Origin of the sequence: Xanthobacter versatilis (assembly GCF_043193975.1) — a bacterium.
In the GTDB taxonomy this organism is placed as follows: domain Bacteria; phylum Pseudomonadota; class Alphaproteobacteria; order Rhizobiales; family Xanthobacteraceae; genus Xanthobacter; species Xanthobacter autotrophicus_E.
In genome coordinates, this window is record NZ_JBAFVB010000004.1 from 173,314 (window position 1) to 189,304 (window position 15,991).

Genomic DNA, 15,991 nt, shown 5'->3' on the forward strand with positions numbered 1-15,991 from the left:
ACAAGCGTCGCACCGGACCGGAGGGCAGAGGCGGAGGCGATCGGGAAGGGCTCAGCCCTCCCCCTCACAGATGCCGCAGCACCCGCGCCGGCGGCACCGAAAGTGCCCGCAGGGTTCCGGCCAACCCGACGCCCACGGTGACCACCAGCGCGCCGATGACCGCGCCAGCGGCGGCCGGCATCGAGAAGCTGAAGCCGATGTCCATCACCTGCGTCACCACCGCGAAGGCGGCAAGGCTGCCCGCCGCCACCGCCACCAGCGCGGTGGCGAGCCCGAGCCCCGCATATTCGAGGCCATAGGCGAACATGAGCCGGCCCCGCGTCGCCCCCAACGTCTTCAGGATCACCGCATCATAGATGCGGCCCTCGCGGCCCGCCGCCAGCGCGCCGGCCAGCACCAGCACCGAGGTGATGAGGGTGACGAGGCTCGCCGCGCGGATGCCCAGCGACAGGTTGTCCAGCATGCGCTGGGCCTCCTCCAGCGTCTCCTTCACCCGCACCGTGGTGATGGCCGGGAACCGCCCCGCCACTGCCTTCAGCAGGGCCACCTCCCGCGCGGTGTCGCCGCCATCGGGAAAGGTGAGGGTGGCGAGCACGGTGTGCGGCGCCCCGGCGAAGGTGGCCGGCGAGAACACCATGACGAAATTGATGCCGAGCCGCTCCCACTTCACCTCCCGCAGATTGGCGATGCGCGCGGTGATGGAGCGGCCGAGCACGTTGACGGTCACGCTGTCCCCCAGCGCGAGGCCGAGGCCCTTGGCCAGCTCCGCGTCGAAGGAAACCAGGGGCTCGGTCTCGTCGCCGGTCCACCATTGGCCTGCCACCACCCGCGAGCCCTCGGGCACCTCGGCGGCACTGGAGATGCCGCGATCGCTCTGCAGCACCCAGGCGGCGTCGGCGCGTGGCTTCACCTCCTCGGCGGGGGTGTCCTTCACCCTGGTGATACGACCGCGCAGCATGGGCACCGCCTTCACCTCGGCGCCGGGGGCGGTTGCCGCCAGGAAGGCGCGGAACTCCGCTTCCTCGCCGCTCGGCACATCCACGAAGAAGAAGCTCGGCGCCGCCTGCCGCAGCGGGCCGGCCAGTTCACGGCTCAGGCTCGCATCGATGAGGGCGATGCCCACCATCAGCGACAGGCCGAGCCCCAGGGACAGCACCACGGACGGCGTGAGCGCCCCCGGCCGGTACACATTGGCCAGCGCAAGGCGCACCATGGCATCCTTGGGCCGGGGCGACCGGCGGGCCAGCGCCATCAGGCCGGCGGCGACCCCGCGCAGCAGCAGGAAGACCAAAGCCGCCGCGCCAAGGAAGACGGCGGCGGCGCGCCGGTCCTCGGACGTCGCCATCGCCAGCACCACCAGCGCCGCGCCCACCCCCGCCACCGCGAGAAAAGTGCCGACGCCGACCTTCGCCGCCGGCTCGCCGATGCCGTCGCGGAACAGGGCGGAAACCCGCGCCTGCTGCGCCCGCGCCAGCGGCAGCAATGAGAACAGGGCCGACACCAGCACACCATAGAGCGCTGCCAGCGCCAGCGCCGCCGGATCGATGCGCGGCTCCAGCGGAAACGGCACCAAAGCGCCGATGGCCGCACTCGCCGCGAACGGCAGCGCCGCCCCCAGCACAAGACCAATACCGATGCCCAGAGCCGCGATGAGCCCGATCTCGGCGGCATAGATGAGGAAGATGTCCCGCCGCGTCGCCCCCACCGCCTTCAGGGTGGCGATGACCTCGCGCTTGGCCGCCAGATGGCTCGACACTGCATTGGCGACCCCCACCCCGCCCACCATGAGCGCGGTGAGCGCCACCAGCGCCAGGAACTGGCTGATGCGCCGCACATTGCGGGCGAGTTGCGGGGTGGCGCCGTCGCGGGTGCGCATCTCGAAGCCCGCCGCGCCGAAGCGCTCGCGGGTGGCATCCATGAAGGCGGTGAGGGCCGCCGGCGCGGGATCGGCCAGCGCCACGCGATGGCTCCAGCGCACCAGGCTTCCCGGCTGGATCAGCCGGGTCTGCGGCAGCACCGCCTGCGACACCAGGAGCCGCGCGCCGAAGCCGATGCCCGAGGAGAGCTTGTCCGGCTCGCTGTCGAGCACGGCCCGCACCTCCACCATGGCATCGCCCAAAAGCAGGCGGTCGCCCACCTTCAGGCCGAGCCGGCCGAGCAGCACCGGGTCCGCCGCCGCGCCATAGAAGCCGCCCTTTTCCCCCAGCACCTCGGCGATCGGCGCGGGCGGGCTGAGTGCCACCTGCCCCACCAGGGGATAGCGACCGTCCACCGCCTTCACCTCGGCCAGTGCCGCATCACCTCCGGCGGTGCGGGCCATGACCCGCAGCAGGGCGGTGGTGCCGAGCGTGCCGGCGCTTTCGAGCACGGCGCGCTCGTCGGCGCTCGCCTCGCGCTGCACCAGGGTGAAGGCGGCATCGCCGCCGAGGATAGCGCGACCCTCCCGCTCCAGCCCCTGGGTGAGCGCGCCGGCAAAGGAGCCGATGCCGGCAATGGCCATCACGCCCAGCACCAGGCAACCGAGGAACACGCCGAAGCCCCGCCGCGCCCCGCGCAATTCACGCAAGGCGAAGCGCAGGGACCGGGGCAATCGGGGAGCGGCGGCGACGAACGCCGCCATCACAGCGCCTCCGCGCCGGCGCGCGGCGCCATCGCGCTGTCGTCCTTCACCACGCCGGAATGCAGGGACAGCACCCGCTGGCAGCGCCGCGCCAAAGCCGTGTCGTGGGTGACCAGCACCAAGGTGGTGCCGCGCGCCCGGTGGACGGAAAAGATGAGGTCCATGATCTGCCGGCCGGTGGCCTCGTCCAGATTGCCGGTGGGCTCATCGGCGACGAGGATGGGCGGCTCGGGGGCGAGCGCGCGGGCGAGCGCCACCCGCTGCTGCTCGCCGCCGGAGAGCTGTCCAGGATAATGCTGCGCGCGGGCGGAAAGCCCCACCGCCTCCAGCTCCTGCGCCGCGCGGGCGAAGGCGTCGGTGCGACCCATCAGCTCCAGCGGGACGGCCACATTTTCCAGCGCCGTCATGGTGGGGATGAGGTGGAAGGACTGGAACACAATGCCGATGTGCCGGCCGCGAAACCGCGCCAGCGCATCCTCCCCGAGCCTTGTGATGTCGGTGCCGGCGACTGTCACGCGGCCCTTGTCCGCGCGCTCGAGGCCCGCCATCACCATGAGCAGCGTGGACTTGCCGGAACCCGAGGGCCCCACCAGCCCGACGGCCTGCCCCGCCCCGATCTCGACAGAGATGTCCTTCAGGACATGAACCCGGGCCGCCCCGGTTCCCAGGGAGAGATCCACGTGCGACAGCGCAATGGTGGAACGCGGAGAGGACACATCATCCATGCCTGAAAATGCCGTGGCTCGAAAAAAGGGATCTGCGACGATCGCCACCGGAGAACGCCGGCGCGCTCACCTATGGGAGACGGCATTTAAGGCACTGGCGGGGCTGATGGCCGCGCTCGGCCTGTTCACGTTCGCGTCAGGCCTTCCTGGGCCGGGAGCCGCCTCGGCGGCCGAGGCCCGGACGGTACGCATCGTCGCCTTCGGCGACAGCCTCACCGCCGGCTACGGACTGCCCGCCAGCGCTGCCTTCCCGGTCCAGCTGGAGGCGGCGCTGAAGGCCAAGGGGCTCGACGTGAGCGTGGAGAATGTCGGTGTCTCCGGCGAGACCGCGTCCCAGGGCCTCGCCCGGCTCGACTGGTCCATCCGCGAGGGCACCGACGCGGTGATCGTGGAGCTGGGCGCCAACGACATGCTGCGCGGCCTCAACCCCGCCACCACGCGCAAGGCGCTGACCGAGATCGTCCAGCGGCTGAAGGGGCGCGGCATCACCGTGCTGCTGGCCGGCATGAAGGCCGCGCCCAACCTGGGCAGGCCCTATCAGGAGACGTTCGACGCTATCTTCCCGGAACTCGCCGCGGCGGAAGGAGTGCTGCTCTATCCCTTCTTCCTCGACGGCGTGGCCGGCGAGCGCGCGCTGGTGCAGCCGGACGGCCTCCATCCCACGGCCGAGGGCGTCAGGCGCATCGTCTCCGGCATCCTGCCCAAGGCGGAGGAGCTGGTGGCGCAGGTTCAAGCCAAGGGAAAATAGGCGGGCGTGGGCGATAGGCCAGCCTTTCTGACTAATTTTTCAGCATTTTTGGCACCAGCCATCAGCACTTGACCAATCCATAATCATTCATCTAAATTCCGCCGCTTTCCGGGAGGGATCGCCCTGCCCCATTCGTTGCGTTTGCGTCCCCATTTGCTTGAAACAACAGTGAGAATGACAATGGTTCGGGAATTCGAGTATCAGGGCGAGACCTTCCGTGTCACCGCCCACGGCGTTCATGGCCACGAAGAGATTTTCATCGTGCATATTGAAGAAGACGGCGTGGAGGGCGCGGAAATCTCCATCGACCGCATGACCGAAGAGAACGACACCAGCGCGCCCATCGAGGCCATCCTGGTGATGCTCTGCGACAAGCTCATCCCCCAGAGCGAGATCAAGGTGCAGAACCCCGCCGCCCCCTTCGCGTGGCGCGAGGGCAATGTGGTGTTCCAGGTCCACGACGGCCTCCAGGACACCAAGCACGACTGATCGGCGATCGGGCGCCGGCGGCGCCCACCCCCTTGAAACGAAAGCGGCCGTCCCGGAGCCTCCGGGACGGCCGTTTCATGTGAAACATCGTTAACGGAACCTTGCGCCGCGGCTCAAATCCGAGCCGCGGCGGCGCGGTCCTACTTCTTCTTGGCGGGTGCCGGCGCAGCGGCGGGCGCGGGCACAGGGGCCGCCGGCTTGGTTGGAACCTCCACCACCACCTTGCGCGGCGGCAGCAGCTGCAACGCCTGCACCGCCTGTCCGGCGAAGCCGTTCAAGAGCTCGTTCTGGTCCGCCACCGTGGTGTTGGGCTCGGCCACCACCACCCGGCAATAGGCCGCGATCAGCGCATTGGCCACGTCGGCGGGGGGCGCCTTGGGTTTCTGCTGGTACAGCGTCGTGGCGAGGGTGGAGATGGCATCCCCCGCCATCGGCGGCTTGGGCGTGCCCAGCAGCTTGGTGGCGGCGGCGGACAGGTCAGCGGGCACCGCCTTGCCGTCATCGGCCGGGCAGGCGAGCTTGCCCACGAGGCTCTTCGGCTCCTTCAGGACGAGACCGGGCCCCACCGGCAGCGCCCAGGCGATGGGCTGGCTGTCCACCGGGCCGGTGATGGTCCGCCGCGACACCTCCAGCGCCGTCTGCAGGGTGAAGCGGCGCAGCTCCGCATATTTCTGCCAGGTCGGCGCGTCGCTCTTGGCCACCACCGGGCAATAGGCGGCGGTGAGCGCATCCACCACCGTGCCGCTGCCAGCACTGCCCGAGGCGGCCTTGTAGGCGTCCACCATCATGGGAATGGAGTGCTGACCGCCGGCCATCATGGCGGAGAGCGCCGCCACCGCCTTCGGGTCCGGCCCGTCCGAGCCGGGGGCGCCGCCCACGTCGGGGCAGGTGAAGGCGTCCGCCGCCTGCGTGCCATAGTCCGGCACATGGGTGGTGGCGCGCCAGGAGGCGACCATGGAAGCGGTCACGTTCGGCGCCGCGGTGTTGCCCCAGGAGGTGCGCACATAATTGGCGAGATCGGCGATCTGCTGGTCGTCGAGCCGGCCGGCGAAGGAGGGCATGGCGCCGTAGGTGCCGCCGGTGGGCAGGCCGCCGAGCACGGCCATGATGATGTTGTAGGGCTCCACCGCCACCACCGCCGGATTGCCGGCCAGCGCCGGCACCGTGTCGCCGCGGCCGGCGCCCTTGTCCATGTGGCAGACGGCGCAATTGTCCACATAAAGCGCGGAGGCGCGGGTGTAGACGGCGGCCGGCAGCGGCGAGGCCGCCTGTGGCGCCGGCACGTCCGCCGGCCGGGGTGAATCGAACAGATAGGTGACGATGGCGGCACGGTCGGCATCGGTGAGGAAGCCAAGGGAGTCATGCACCACCTCGGCCATGGGGCCGAACACCGAGGTCTTGGCGGGCGCCGAGCCGGTCTTGAGGAACACCGAGAGGGTGTCCACCGTCCAGCCATCCTTCATCAGCGCATCGGTGGCGATGTCCGGCGCCCAGAAGCCATCCACGTCGGCGCCGAGGAAATGGGCCTTGCCCTTGGTGGCGCCCATGATGTTGCGCGGGGTGTGGCAGTCCGAGCAATGGCCCAGCGCATTCACCAGATAGGCGCCGCGATTCCATTCCGCGCTCTTGGCTGCGTTGGGGACGAAGCGGGCGTTCTGGAAGAACAGCTCGCGCCACGCCAGCATGCCGAGGCGCACGTTGAAGGGGAATTCCAGCCCGTTGGCCGGCGGAGTGTTGGGAATGGGCGGAATGCGCCTCACGAAGGCCCACAGGGCCTTCATGTCGTCGTCGCTGATTTCCGTATAGGCGTCGAACGGCATGGCGGGATAGAGGTAGGCGCCGTCCTTGCGGATGCCGTTGCGCACCGCGTTCACGAACTGATCATAGGTCCAAAGGCCGATGCCGGTGGAGCGGTCCGAGGTGATGTTGGGCGAATAGATCATGCCGAACGGGGTGTTCAGCCCCAAGCCGCCGGCGAAGGGCTTGGCCTTGTCGCCGGTGTGGCAGGGTATGCAGTCCGCCGCCTTGGCGAGATATTCGCCGCGCGCCACGAGGTCGGCGTCCTTGGCCGCGTCGGCCACCGGATAGGTGGCGATCTGCGCCACCGCCGGCGCGCCGGCGCTCAGGAAGGTGGCGGCCGCCAGCGCGGCGATCCTGCGGGAAAATCCTGAAGCCCTGACCATTCTGCCCCCCGTCGAATCTTGTTCCGTTGCTCTAGCTTGGACATCTTACAAGATAGAGACATTGATGCAGCCCGGTCTTTCCCGAATGCACCCACCGGCGCGGCCGGCGAGTTGCCCAGAGGGGCGGGCTTTGCCAGAAAGGGGCGCCAGAGAGTGAGCGCGACCGATCCGACGGATCGCGCCCGTTGGGGACCCCCATGACCGCGCCCAAATCGCCCGCGCCCGCTTCGACCGCCGCCACCTTCCGCGCCATCCCGGTCGACGACCTCTCCCCGGCCGAGGCCGCGAGCGAGCACAAGGCTCTGGCGCAGGAGATCACCGGCCACGACGCCGCCTATTACCGCGAGGACGCCCCTGTCGTCTCGGACGCCGAATACGACGCCCTGCGCCGCCGCTATGAGGCCATCGAGGAGCGTTTTCCGGGATTGAGGGGCGAGGACAGCCTGTCGGAAAAGGTGGGCGCGGCGCCGTCGGAGAAGTTCGGCAAGGTTGCCCACAAGGTTCCCATGCTGTCGCTGGCCAACTGCTTCTCCGATGAAGAGGTGGTGGAGTTCGTGGCGCGGGTGAAGCGCTTCCTCAATCTCGGGCCGGACGACGAGGTGGCCTTCACCTGCGAGCCCAAGATCGACGGCCTGTCTTGCTCCCTGCACTATGAGAACGGGCGCCTCACCGTGGCCGCCACCCGGGGCGACGGCAGCCAGGGCGAGGACGTGACGCAGAATGTGCGCACCATCGCCGACATCCCCGAGCGCCTCGCTGGAAAGGGCGTGCCGCAGACCATCGACGTCCGCGGCGAGGTCTACATGGCCAAGGCAGACTTCGAGGCGCTGAACGCCCGGCAGGCGGCGGCGGAGGAGAAGGTGTTCGCCAATCCGCGCAACGCCGCCGCCGGCTCCCTGCGCCAGCTCGACCCGTCCATCACCGCGTCCCGGCCGCTGAAATTCTTTGCCTATGCCTGGGGCGAGGCCTCGGACCTTCCCGCCGAGACCCAGTTCGGCGTGGTGGAGGCGTTCGCCCGCTGGGGCTTCACCACCAACCCGCTCATGGTGGTGGCGAAGGACGCCGCGGGGCTCATCGCCCATTATCGTTCCATCGAGGCGCAGCGAGCGCTGCTGGGCTACGACATCGACGGCGTGGTCTACAAGGTGAACAGCCTGGAGCTGCAGCGCCGGCTCGGCTTCGTTTCCCGCTCACCGCGCTGGGCCATCGCCCACAAGTTCCCGGCCGAGCAGGCCACCACCCTGCTGGAGGATATCGAGATCCAGGTGGGCCGCACCGGCGCTCTCACCCCGGTGGCCAAGCTGACGCCGGTGACGGTGGGCGGCGTGGTGGTGTCTTCCGCCACCCTGCACAACGAGGACGAGATCGCCCGCAAGGACGTGCGCATCGGCGACACGGTGGTGGTGCAGCGCGCCGGCGACGTGATCCCCCAGGTGGTGCGGGTGATCGAGGACAAGCGGCCGGCCGGATCGAAGCCGTATGAGTTTCCCACGCACTGCCCCGCCTGCGGCTCCCATGCCGTGCGCGAGGTGGACACAAAGAGCGGCAAGGTGGACGCGGTGCGCCGCTGCACCGGCGGGCTCATCTGCCCGGCGCAGATGGTGGAGCGCCTGCGCCATTTCGTGTCGCGCAACGCCTTCGACATCGAGGGGCTGGGCGAGAAGCAGGTGCGCGCCTTCTATGAGTGGGGGCTGATCGCCTCCCCCGCCGACATCTTCACCCTGGAGACGCGCAACGCCCGTTCGCTGCAGCGGCTGGAGAACCGCGACGGCTGGGGCAAGACCTCCGCCGCCAACCTGTTCGCCGCCATTGCCGAGCGGCGCACCGTGGCGGTGGATCGCTTCGTCTTCGCGCTGGGCATCCGCCATGTGGGCGAGACCAACGCCAAGCGCCTCATGCGCCACTACGGCACCGTGGAAGCGCTGGAAGCCGGAGCGCTGGCGGCGGTCATCCCCGGTGAGGAGCATCCCAAGGGCAACGAGGCCTGGCAGGAGATGATCGGCATCGACGGCATCGGCGACGTGGTGGCGGAGGCCGTCATCGAATTCTTCGGCGAGCCCCGCAACCGCGAGGTGGTGACCGCCCTGCTGAAGGAGGTCACGCCCGAGCCCATGGAGCAGGTGGCGGCGGCAAGCCCCGTCTCCGGCAAGACCGTGGTGTTCACCGGATCGCTGGAGAAGATGACCCGCGATGAGGCGAAAGCCATGGCGGAGCGCCTCGGCGCCAAGGTGGCCGGCTCGGTGTCGGCCAAGACCAACCTGGTGGTGGCCGGCTCCGGCGCCGGCTCCAAGCTGGAGAAGGCGCAGGCGCTTGGGGTTCAGGTGATCACCGAGGACGAATGGTTCGAGCTGGTGGGGTGAATGCCCCGGCCCCTTGACGCGTCCGCTGCCAGCGCCCATTGCTCCCCCACCAGCCGGCCGGGCGGCCGCGGTGTGGGACCTTGCGTCCGCATCGAGGAAAGTCCGGGCTCCACTCAGACACGGTGCCGGATAACGTCCGGCGGGGGTGACCCTAGGGAAAGTGCCACAGAAAACAAACCACCTGCGAAGGACTTTCGGGTCCGCGTGGGCCAGGGTGAAACGGTGGGGTAAGAGCCCACCGCGCGACCGGCAACGGGAGCGGCACGGCAAACCCCACCGGGAGCAAAGTCGAATAGGGACGGCACGGGAAACCACCCCCTGTCTGCGGGGCGCCGTCCGGGTTGACTGCTAGAGGCGCCGGGCAACCGGCGTCCCAGAGGAATGGTCGCCACGCGGGTGCAAGCCCGCCGTACAGAACCCGGCTTACAGGCCGGCTGGTGCATACCCCTCCCCAAGGTGATGGGTCATGCCGTCACCCTTCAGCAGCCATGCATCTGGCGCATGGCAAGCGCCGGGGCTCCGGGGGGAAAACGGGTTGGCGTTCCGCCGAGCTGCGGCCATAAGGCTTCAATCCCACCGTTTTGGTGTTGATTACCCCTGCCCCGCACTGCCCCGCCCATGACCAAGCCGCCCCCCGTTCCCCTCACCTTGCACGGCATGCTGCACGGCGCGCGCGAGACCCTTCCGCTGATGCCGGGGCTCGCCGCCTTCGGCATGGCGTTCGGCGCCGCCTCGGTGCAGAAGGGCTTCTCCATGCTGGAGTCCGTGCTGTCCAGCGGCCTCATCTTTGCCGGCCTCGCCCAGATGGTGGCGCTCGAAGGGTGGCGGGAGCAGTGGACGCCGGCGGCGCTCCTCGCCCTCGGCCTGCTGACCATGACCGTCAACATGCGCCATGTGCTCATGGGAGCGTCCATGCGGCCCTGGCTGTGGTCCATGCCCGCCTGGAAGACCTACCCCTCCCTGCTGCTGATGGCGGACAACAACTGGGCCGCCGCCATGCGCTATCATCAGGAGGGCGGCAACGACGCCGGCTACTTCGTCGGGTCGGGGCTCGTCACCTGGATGCTGTGGGTGGTCTCCACCGCGGCCGGGCACGCCATCGGCGGCGGCATTCCCGATCCCAAGGCGGTGGGCATCGACTTGGTGGTGCCGGCCTTCTTCGTGGCCATGCTGCTGCCCAACTGGAAGGGCCGGCGCGAGGCGGTGGGCTGGGGCGTGGCGGCCGCGGTCTCCATCGCGGTGTCGTTCGTGCTGGCGGGGTGGTGGTTCATCGTCATCGGCGCTCTGGCCGGCGCGTTCGCAGGCGGGTTCACCGACGATGAGCGTTGATCCGCAAACCCTCGCCGCTATCTGCGTGATGGCGCTCGCCACCGCCTTCAACCGGTCGGCAGGCTTCTTCCTGATGCGCCTCATTCCGGTGACGCCGCGGGTGCGGCGGGTGCTGGACTGCCTGCCGGGGGCGGTGCTGGTGGCGCTGCTGGCGCCCGGCGCGGTCCACGGCGACGCCGCCATGCTGGCGGGCCTTGGCGCCGCCTTCCTCGCCGCCAAGCTCACGCGCAGCGACCTGCTCGCCGTGGTGGCCGCCATGGCGACGGCGGCTGGCCTGCGCGCCTTGGGGATCTGACCCCCAAACAAAACGCCGGCGCGGCGAGGAGCCGGCCGGCGTGTTGCGTCTTCGAAATCGGTTATCCGAAAACCAGTCCCCCGAACCGGGCTCAGCCCGGGGCGCCGGGCCGGGCCGCGGCCTGGGTGCCGGGCACGGACGGGTCGGCAGCGGGGGCGGGCGCGGCAGGCGCCGCGGGAGCCGCGGGAGCCGCAGGCTTGGGCTTCGGCTTCGGCTTGTTGGTGATGGACCGCACCTGGGCCATGACCTCCTCGTGCAGCCGGGGCGACTTCTCGATGTTGAAATGATCGATGGAGCCGATGGCGTCGAGGTTGCGGTTCACGATGTTGCCGCGGAAGCCGCGAGCGGCGGTCAGGCGCTTACCGTAGCCGTTGTTGGACTGGTAGTAATTGACGAAATAGCCGAGCGACGGCCCCACTTGGGTCACGCCCACCGGATCAAAAGTCACCACCAGCTTGGGCGGCACGCCGAGGGCGGTGAGACGCTCGGCCATCTCGATGGCAGCGTCGGCACCCAGCGAATGGCCGACGATGACGATGGGCGAATTGCCGGTGGCCCGGCTCTCGGCGGCCGCCGCATCGGCGAGCTGCTGCCACTGGCCGTATTCATGCACCGTGGCGGGGATGCCACGCGCATTCATCTTCGCGGCGAGATCGTCCATGCCCAGCGAAAAGACGTTGGCGAGGCCGCGCAGCAGATAGACGTGACCGCGATTCTGCTGGGCCAGCGCTGGCTGGGCGACACAGAATACGATGATCGCTGCGAGCAGCGCCTGAGCGAAGCGCAAGCCAGACTTCATGATGGCACCGTCCTTGATGGTGACCGAGTTCTGCCGCCAAAATACGAGGCGAGCAACTGCGGATCGGTTATCCGGCGCACAACCTCGGGCAAGGGCTGCACTTTTCGCCACTTGCGTGGCCCGCCTGCATCAGCAGCGCGCGACATGGGACGTTGGGTAAATTTGAATGTAGGTACGGATGCACCCCCATCCACCCATGTAGGTTGTATACCTTCGATCTTCGACCTAAAACGTCTCGCGGTGAGGACAAGAGCGTGAACGCACATCTCACAGGCTTGATCGTACACCGCGATGGGCGCGGTTTTCCTCCTGACCTTCAGGTTCTCGCGAACCTGCGGCTGGATACCGAGCTGAAGCGCGAGCGTCTGGCGCGGCGGCCGGAACCGGAAGCGCCCGATTCGCGCCCCCCAGGCAGCGTGCTGATCGTAGCCGCCTTGTCGGCCATCTCCGGCGCGGTGATGGGCCTCGTCTTCGGCGGGCATTTCACTATCGCGACCGCCGTTCTCGTCAGCGTCCCCGTCGGGGTCGCTGTGGGCATGTGGGTGCGGGGGCTCGCGGGCTGAGCCGTTTCAGCGGCAGCTCGTCGGATCCGTTCTGAAAAACTTCTCTAGAAGAGTGGGCTAGCGCACAGCTCGCAGGCTTGAGTTCGCGAGATGTGCCTGCGGCCTGGCGGCCCGCGTTTCCCCGATCTCCGGCGTCAGGCGCGGCCCACCAGCAGAACATGCAGGCTGCGCGGACCGTGGGCGCCCAGCAGCAGCGTCTGCTCGATGTCGGCGGAGCGCGACGGCCCGGTGATCCAGTTCACCGTGCGCGGCATCTCCCCCTGCCCGAAGCACTCGCGCACGCGTGTCCACACGCTCTCATAATCGCTAGCCACGTCGGCGGCATCCACCACCACCAGGTGATGATCCGGCAGAAGGTTCAGCGTGCTCGGATTGTCCGGACCCGACAGCATCACCAGCGTGCCGGATTCCGCCACCCCGGCGAAGGCGTGGGAGAGGCCGGCGAGCTGGCGCCCGTCGGAGGCTCCGATCCACACGTCGAGATTGGGCTCGCGTTCCCACGGCAGCGACGCCAGCCGGGCATCGCCGCCGCGCAGGATGGTGGGCGGCAGGTTGCGACCGCGCAGATAGGCCGCAACCGCGCCGGGCACATCTTCCGCGCTCGGCAGATGATCGATGCTGGCGGCAGCCGCCACCACCATGTCCTTGAACAGGGCGAGGCGCTCGGCCGGTGGAAGCTGGGCGCGGGCGGGCACAAGGCCGCGCGGATGGCCGGCGAGCCGCCCGTCCACCTCCTGCCGACGCGGCGCCTCCTGCGAGGTGACGCCCAGCGCGCGGCGGACCGAGGCGAAGACCGTGTCGCGGGAAGAGGTCATGAATGGGTGTCCCTGTTGGCGTCCCTGTTGGCCTGCCGGGTCGTGCGCGCGGCCCGCTGGGCGCGCCACTGGGCCTGGAAGGTGCCGCCCTCGGGCGCGGGGAAATCGCGATGGCCGGTCCAGCCGCCGGCGAGTGGCAGCGCGGCGAAGCGCCCCTTCTTGCGGCCGAGGACGGAAAGTAGCTTCATGGCAAGGCCCGTCGCCGGCCGGTAAAGCCAGCCGCGCCGCGCGAAGAAGCCCCACACCGCAAGCCCGTAGCGCTGGGGCGCGGGCGTGAGGTGCCGCTCGAACTCCTTCTCCCGCCAATGTCGCATCAGCTTGGGCAGCGGGATGCGCACCGGGCACACCTCCTCGCAGCGGCCGCAGAAGGTGGAGGCGTTGGGCAGGTTCGCGCCCTTCTCGATGCCGATGAGCGCGGGGGTCAAAACCGATCCCATGGGGCCGGGATAGACCCAGCCATACGCATGCCCGCCCACCGCATGGTAGACCGGGCAATGGTTCATGCAGGCGCCGCAGCGGATGCAGCGCAGCATCTCCTTCAGCGGGCCGCCGAGCATGCCGGAGCGCCCGTTGTCGAGAATCACCACGTGATATTCGCCCGGCCCGTCCGGGTCACCGGGACGGCGGGGGCCGGTGGAGAAGGTGGTGTAGACGCTCATCTCCTGACCGGTGGCCGAGCGGGCCAGCACGCGCAGCAGCTGGCTCACGTCCTCCAGCGTCGGCACCAGCTTTTCCAGCGAGGCGAGCACGACGTGGGCCTTGGGCAGGGTCTGGGTGAGGTCGCCGTTGCCCTCGTTGGTGACGATGATGGAGGTGCCGGTCTCCGCCACCAGGAAATTGGCGCCGGTGATGCCCACGTCCGCCACCAGGAACTTCTGGCGCAGCTCGCCCCGCGCCTCGGCGAGCAGGGCCGTGGGCTCGGAGAGATTGCGCTCGGGGGCGAGGTGCGCGTGGACGCGGCGGAAATCCTCCTCCACCTGCTCCTTGTTGAGGTGGATGGCGGGGGCGATGATGTGGGACGGCGCCTCGCCCCGGATCTGGATGAGATATTCGCCGAGATCCGTCTCCACCGGCTCGATGCCGGCGGCGGAGAGGTGATCGTTGAGGCCGATCTCCTCCGAGATCATGCTCTTGCCCTTGGTCACTGTCCTGGCGCCGAGGTCGCGGCAGATTTTCGTGACGACGTCCCGGGCCTCGGCCGCGTCTACGGCGAAGTGCACGTGGCCGCCGGCCGCCTTCACCTTCTCCTCGAAGCGTTCCAGATAGAGATCAAGATGGGCCAGCGTGTGGTTCTTGATGTCCCGCGCGCTGTCGCGCAGGGCGTCGAACTCGGGCAGCTTTTCCGCCGCCGCCGTCCGCTTGCCGATGAACCCGGGGCCGACCTTGGACAGCGCCGCCTGCAGCGGCACGTCGGCCAGGGCGTGCTTCGCGTTGTCCTTGAAGCGGGGCGAGGTGATCTCGACGCTCATCGGGTTTTCTCCGCAGCCGGCTCGCCGAGGGCGGGGGCGTCGCCCATGCCCGCGAGCACCTCGGCCACATGGCGCGCCACCACGGGACGGCCCTGGCGCTGGAGCTTGCCCGCCATGTTCATGAGGCAGCCCAGATCCCCCGCCAGAAGCGTGTCCGCCCCCGAGGCGGCGATGTTGGCCGCCTTCTTCTCCACGATGGCGTTGGAGACATCCGGATATTTCACGCAGAAGGTGCCGCCGAAGCCGCAGCAGGTGTCGGCGTCCGCCATCTCGGACAAGGTCAACCCCTCCACCGAGGCGAGCAGCGCGCGCGGCTGGTCCTTCACCCCCAGCTCGCGCAGGCCGGAGCAGCTGTCGTGATAGGTGACGGTGCCGTCATAGGCGGCCTCCACCCGCGTCACCCCGCGCACGTCCACCAGGAACGACACCAGCTCGTGGACCTTGGCGCAGAAGCGATCCACCCGCGAGGTCCAGTCCGGCTCGCCGGCGAACAGCTCGGGATAATGGGCCTTGATCATGCCGGCGCAGGAGCCGGACGGGGCGACCACATAATCGAAATTCTCGAACGCCGCGATCACCTGCTCGGCCAGCGCGCGGGCGGTGGCACGGTCGCCGGAATTGAAGGCGGGCTGGCCGCAGCAGGTCTGCGCCGGAACGTCCACGTCGCAGCCGGCATCCTCCAGCAGCTTGGCCGCTGCGAACCCGATGGAGGGCCGAATCATGTCCACGAGGCAAGTGCAGAACAGGCCGACCCGCGGCGGCGACAGGTCCGCATGGCGTGGCGAAGAGGAGGGCATGGCATCCCTGGCGTTGTGGGGTGTGCGCGCGGCGCGGTGAAGCAGACGCGCATTTTAGAACGATTCATATAGCACCCAGTCCGACGCCCCGGAAAGGCGCGAGCAGGCCGGCGCCGTGTCTCGGTTTGAAAGAAATGCACCGACCTGCTCCCTCCCCCGCATGCGGGAGAAGGGTGGGGAGGAGGCACGGCACCGGAGCAGAACACAGGGTGGGGGCAGTCAAAGCAGCCGATTTCAAAACTGAGACGCCGCCGCCCCTCACGCCTCGATGACCATCCGGGATGCACGGGACAGCCGGGCCAGCAGGCGCAGCATATCGGCTCGCCTCAAGGCCACGCAGCCCTCGGTGGGCCGGAAGCCGGGACGGGCCAGATGGACGAACACTGCCGAGCCCCGCCCCGCCACCCGCGGGCGGGTGTTGTGATCGAGCACCATCACCAGGTCGTAGAGCCCATCGTCCCGCCACATGCGCTCATGGGAAACCTTGCGGGAACCGCCCATGGGCAGCGTGACGGGCTGGTTGTAGCGACGGTCGGCGGCCTCGTCGCACCAGCCGTCGCTCGGCTTCAGCGCGCGGCAAGGCAGGCGCGTGACCGGGCGTGGGCCGTGGTCAGGCCGGTAGAGGAGACGCAGGATCCGCCACCGCCCGGCGGGGGTCCGCCCGTCGCCCTCGCGCTTGTCGAAGGCCATGCCGGAGCGGCCAAGCGCCACCGGAAGGGCGAGGCTGCCGCAGCGCAAAATGCCCTCATGGCGGGTGCCGGGGCGTCGCCTGACGCTGACTTGGGAGATGCCCACAGGA

Annotated in this window: 14 protein-coding genes and 1 other RNA gene; 7 read left to right on the plus strand and 8 right to left on the minus strand. The window is 69.3% G+C overall.

Annotation, left to right across the window (positions count from 1 at the left end; genetic code table 11):
• Positions 1–64 precede the first annotated feature (64 nt).
• Both V5F66_RS10525 and V5F66_RS10530 read right to left on the minus strand, forming a co-directional pair.
• Positions 65–2,620 carry an ABC transporter permease gene (locus V5F66_RS10525; RefSeq protein WP_394093815.1) on the minus strand — a complete coding sequence of 852 codons (2,556 nt, stop codon included), beginning with the start codon at positions 2,618–2,620 and terminating at the stop codon, positions 65–67.
• On the minus strand, positions 2,620–3,345 hold the full coding sequence (locus tag V5F66_RS10530; protein ID WP_012113781.1) for an ABC transporter ATP-binding protein: 726 nt from the start codon (positions 3,343–3,345) through the stop codon (positions 2,620–2,622). Before V5F66_RS10530 ends, V5F66_RS10525 begins: the two co-directional genes overlap by 1 nt.
• Positions 3,346–3,451: 106 nt before the next feature.
• Here V5F66_RS10530 and V5F66_RS10535 point away from each other — a divergent pair, with 106 nt between their 5' ends.
• Both V5F66_RS10535 and V5F66_RS10540 read left to right on the plus strand, forming a co-directional pair.
• Positions 3,452–4,093 carry an arylesterase gene (locus V5F66_RS10535; protein ID WP_394053202.1) on the plus strand — a complete coding sequence of 214 codons (642 nt, stop codon included), beginning with the start codon at positions 3,452–3,454 and terminating at the stop codon, positions 4,091–4,093.
• A gap of 180 nt (positions 4,094–4,273) precedes the next feature.
• Positions 4,274–4,582 carry a hypothetical protein gene (locus V5F66_RS10540; protein WP_012113783.1) on the plus strand — a complete coding sequence of 103 codons (309 nt, stop codon included), beginning with the start codon at positions 4,274–4,276 and terminating at the stop codon, positions 4,580–4,582.
• Positions 4,583–4,722: 140 nt separating this feature from the next.
• Here V5F66_RS10540 and V5F66_RS10545 read toward each other — a convergent pair whose 3' ends face one another.
• Positions 4,723–6,765 carry a c-type cytochrome gene (locus tag V5F66_RS10545; RefSeq protein WP_394093816.1) on the minus strand — a complete coding sequence of 681 codons (2,043 nt, stop codon included), beginning with the start codon at positions 6,763–6,765 and terminating at the stop codon, positions 4,723–4,725.
• 197 nt (positions 6,766–6,962) lie between these two features.
• Between V5F66_RS10545 and ligA the strand changes: the two genes are divergently transcribed.
• From ligA to V5F66_RS10565, 4 genes are all read left to right on the plus strand, one after another.
• Positions 6,963–9,125, plus strand: a complete 2,163-nt coding sequence (gene ligA, locus V5F66_RS10550; RefSeq protein WP_394093817.1) for an NAD-dependent DNA ligase LigA — start codon at positions 6,963–6,965, stop codon at positions 9,123–9,125.
• 49 nt (positions 9,126–9,174) lie between these two features.
• An RNA gene (gene rnpB / locus V5F66_RS10555) (RNase P RNA component class A) lies at positions 9,175–9,567 on the plus strand.
• 176 nt (positions 9,568–9,743) lie between these two features.
• Positions 9,744–10,454, plus strand: coding sequence for an AzlC family ABC transporter permease (locus tag V5F66_RS10560; protein ID WP_012113786.1), 711 nt, complete (start codon positions 9,744–9,746; stop codon positions 10,452–10,454).
• Positions 10,444–10,749: an AzlD family protein gene (locus V5F66_RS10565; RefSeq protein WP_012113787.1), complete on the plus strand. Its 306-nt coding sequence runs from the start codon at positions 10,444–10,446 to the stop codon at positions 10,747–10,749. The genes V5F66_RS10560 and V5F66_RS10565 overlap by 11 nt, the downstream gene beginning before the upstream one ends.
• A gap of 91 nt (positions 10,750–10,840) precedes the next feature.
• Here the strand turns inward: V5F66_RS10565 and V5F66_RS10570 are convergent, their stop codons facing one another.
• Positions 10,841–11,548, minus strand: coding sequence for a thioesterase domain-containing protein (locus V5F66_RS10570; RefSeq protein WP_394093818.1), 708 nt, complete (start codon positions 11,546–11,548; stop codon positions 10,841–10,843).
• A gap of 254 nt (positions 11,549–11,802) precedes the next feature.
• On the opposite strand from V5F66_RS10570, the gene V5F66_RS10575 reads away from it, so the two are divergent.
• Complete coding sequence (locus V5F66_RS10575) at positions 11,803–12,111, plus strand: hypothetical protein (protein ID WP_157048074.1); 309 nt, start codon at positions 11,803–11,805, stop codon at positions 12,109–12,111.
• Positions 12,112–12,245: 134 nt separating this feature from the next.
• Here V5F66_RS10575 and V5F66_RS10580 read toward each other — a convergent pair whose 3' ends face one another.
• From V5F66_RS10580 to V5F66_RS10595, 4 genes are all read right to left on the minus strand, one after another.
• Positions 12,246–12,926 (minus strand): LutC/YkgG family protein, encoded by a 681-nt coding sequence (locus V5F66_RS10580; protein ID WP_394053208.1) that lies wholly within the window; start codon positions 12,924–12,926, stop codon positions 12,246–12,248.
• On the minus strand, positions 12,923–14,395 hold the full coding sequence (locus V5F66_RS10585) for a lactate utilization protein B (protein WP_394053210.1): 1,473 nt from the start codon (positions 14,393–14,395) through the stop codon (positions 12,923–12,925). Before V5F66_RS10585 ends, V5F66_RS10580 begins: the two co-directional genes overlap by 4 nt.
• On the minus strand, positions 14,392–15,192 hold the full coding sequence (locus V5F66_RS10590; RefSeq protein ID WP_394093819.1) for a (Fe-S)-binding protein: 801 nt from the start codon (positions 15,190–15,192) through the stop codon (positions 14,392–14,394). The genes V5F66_RS10585 and V5F66_RS10590 overlap by 4 nt, the downstream gene beginning before the upstream one ends.
• Positions 15,193–15,450: 258 nt before the next feature.
• Entirely contained in the window at positions 15,451–15,987 is a 537-nt protein-coding gene (locus V5F66_RS10595; RefSeq protein ID WP_394008668.1) for a L,D-transpeptidase family protein, read from the minus strand.
• Between the last annotated feature and the right edge of the window lie 4 nt (positions 15,988–15,991).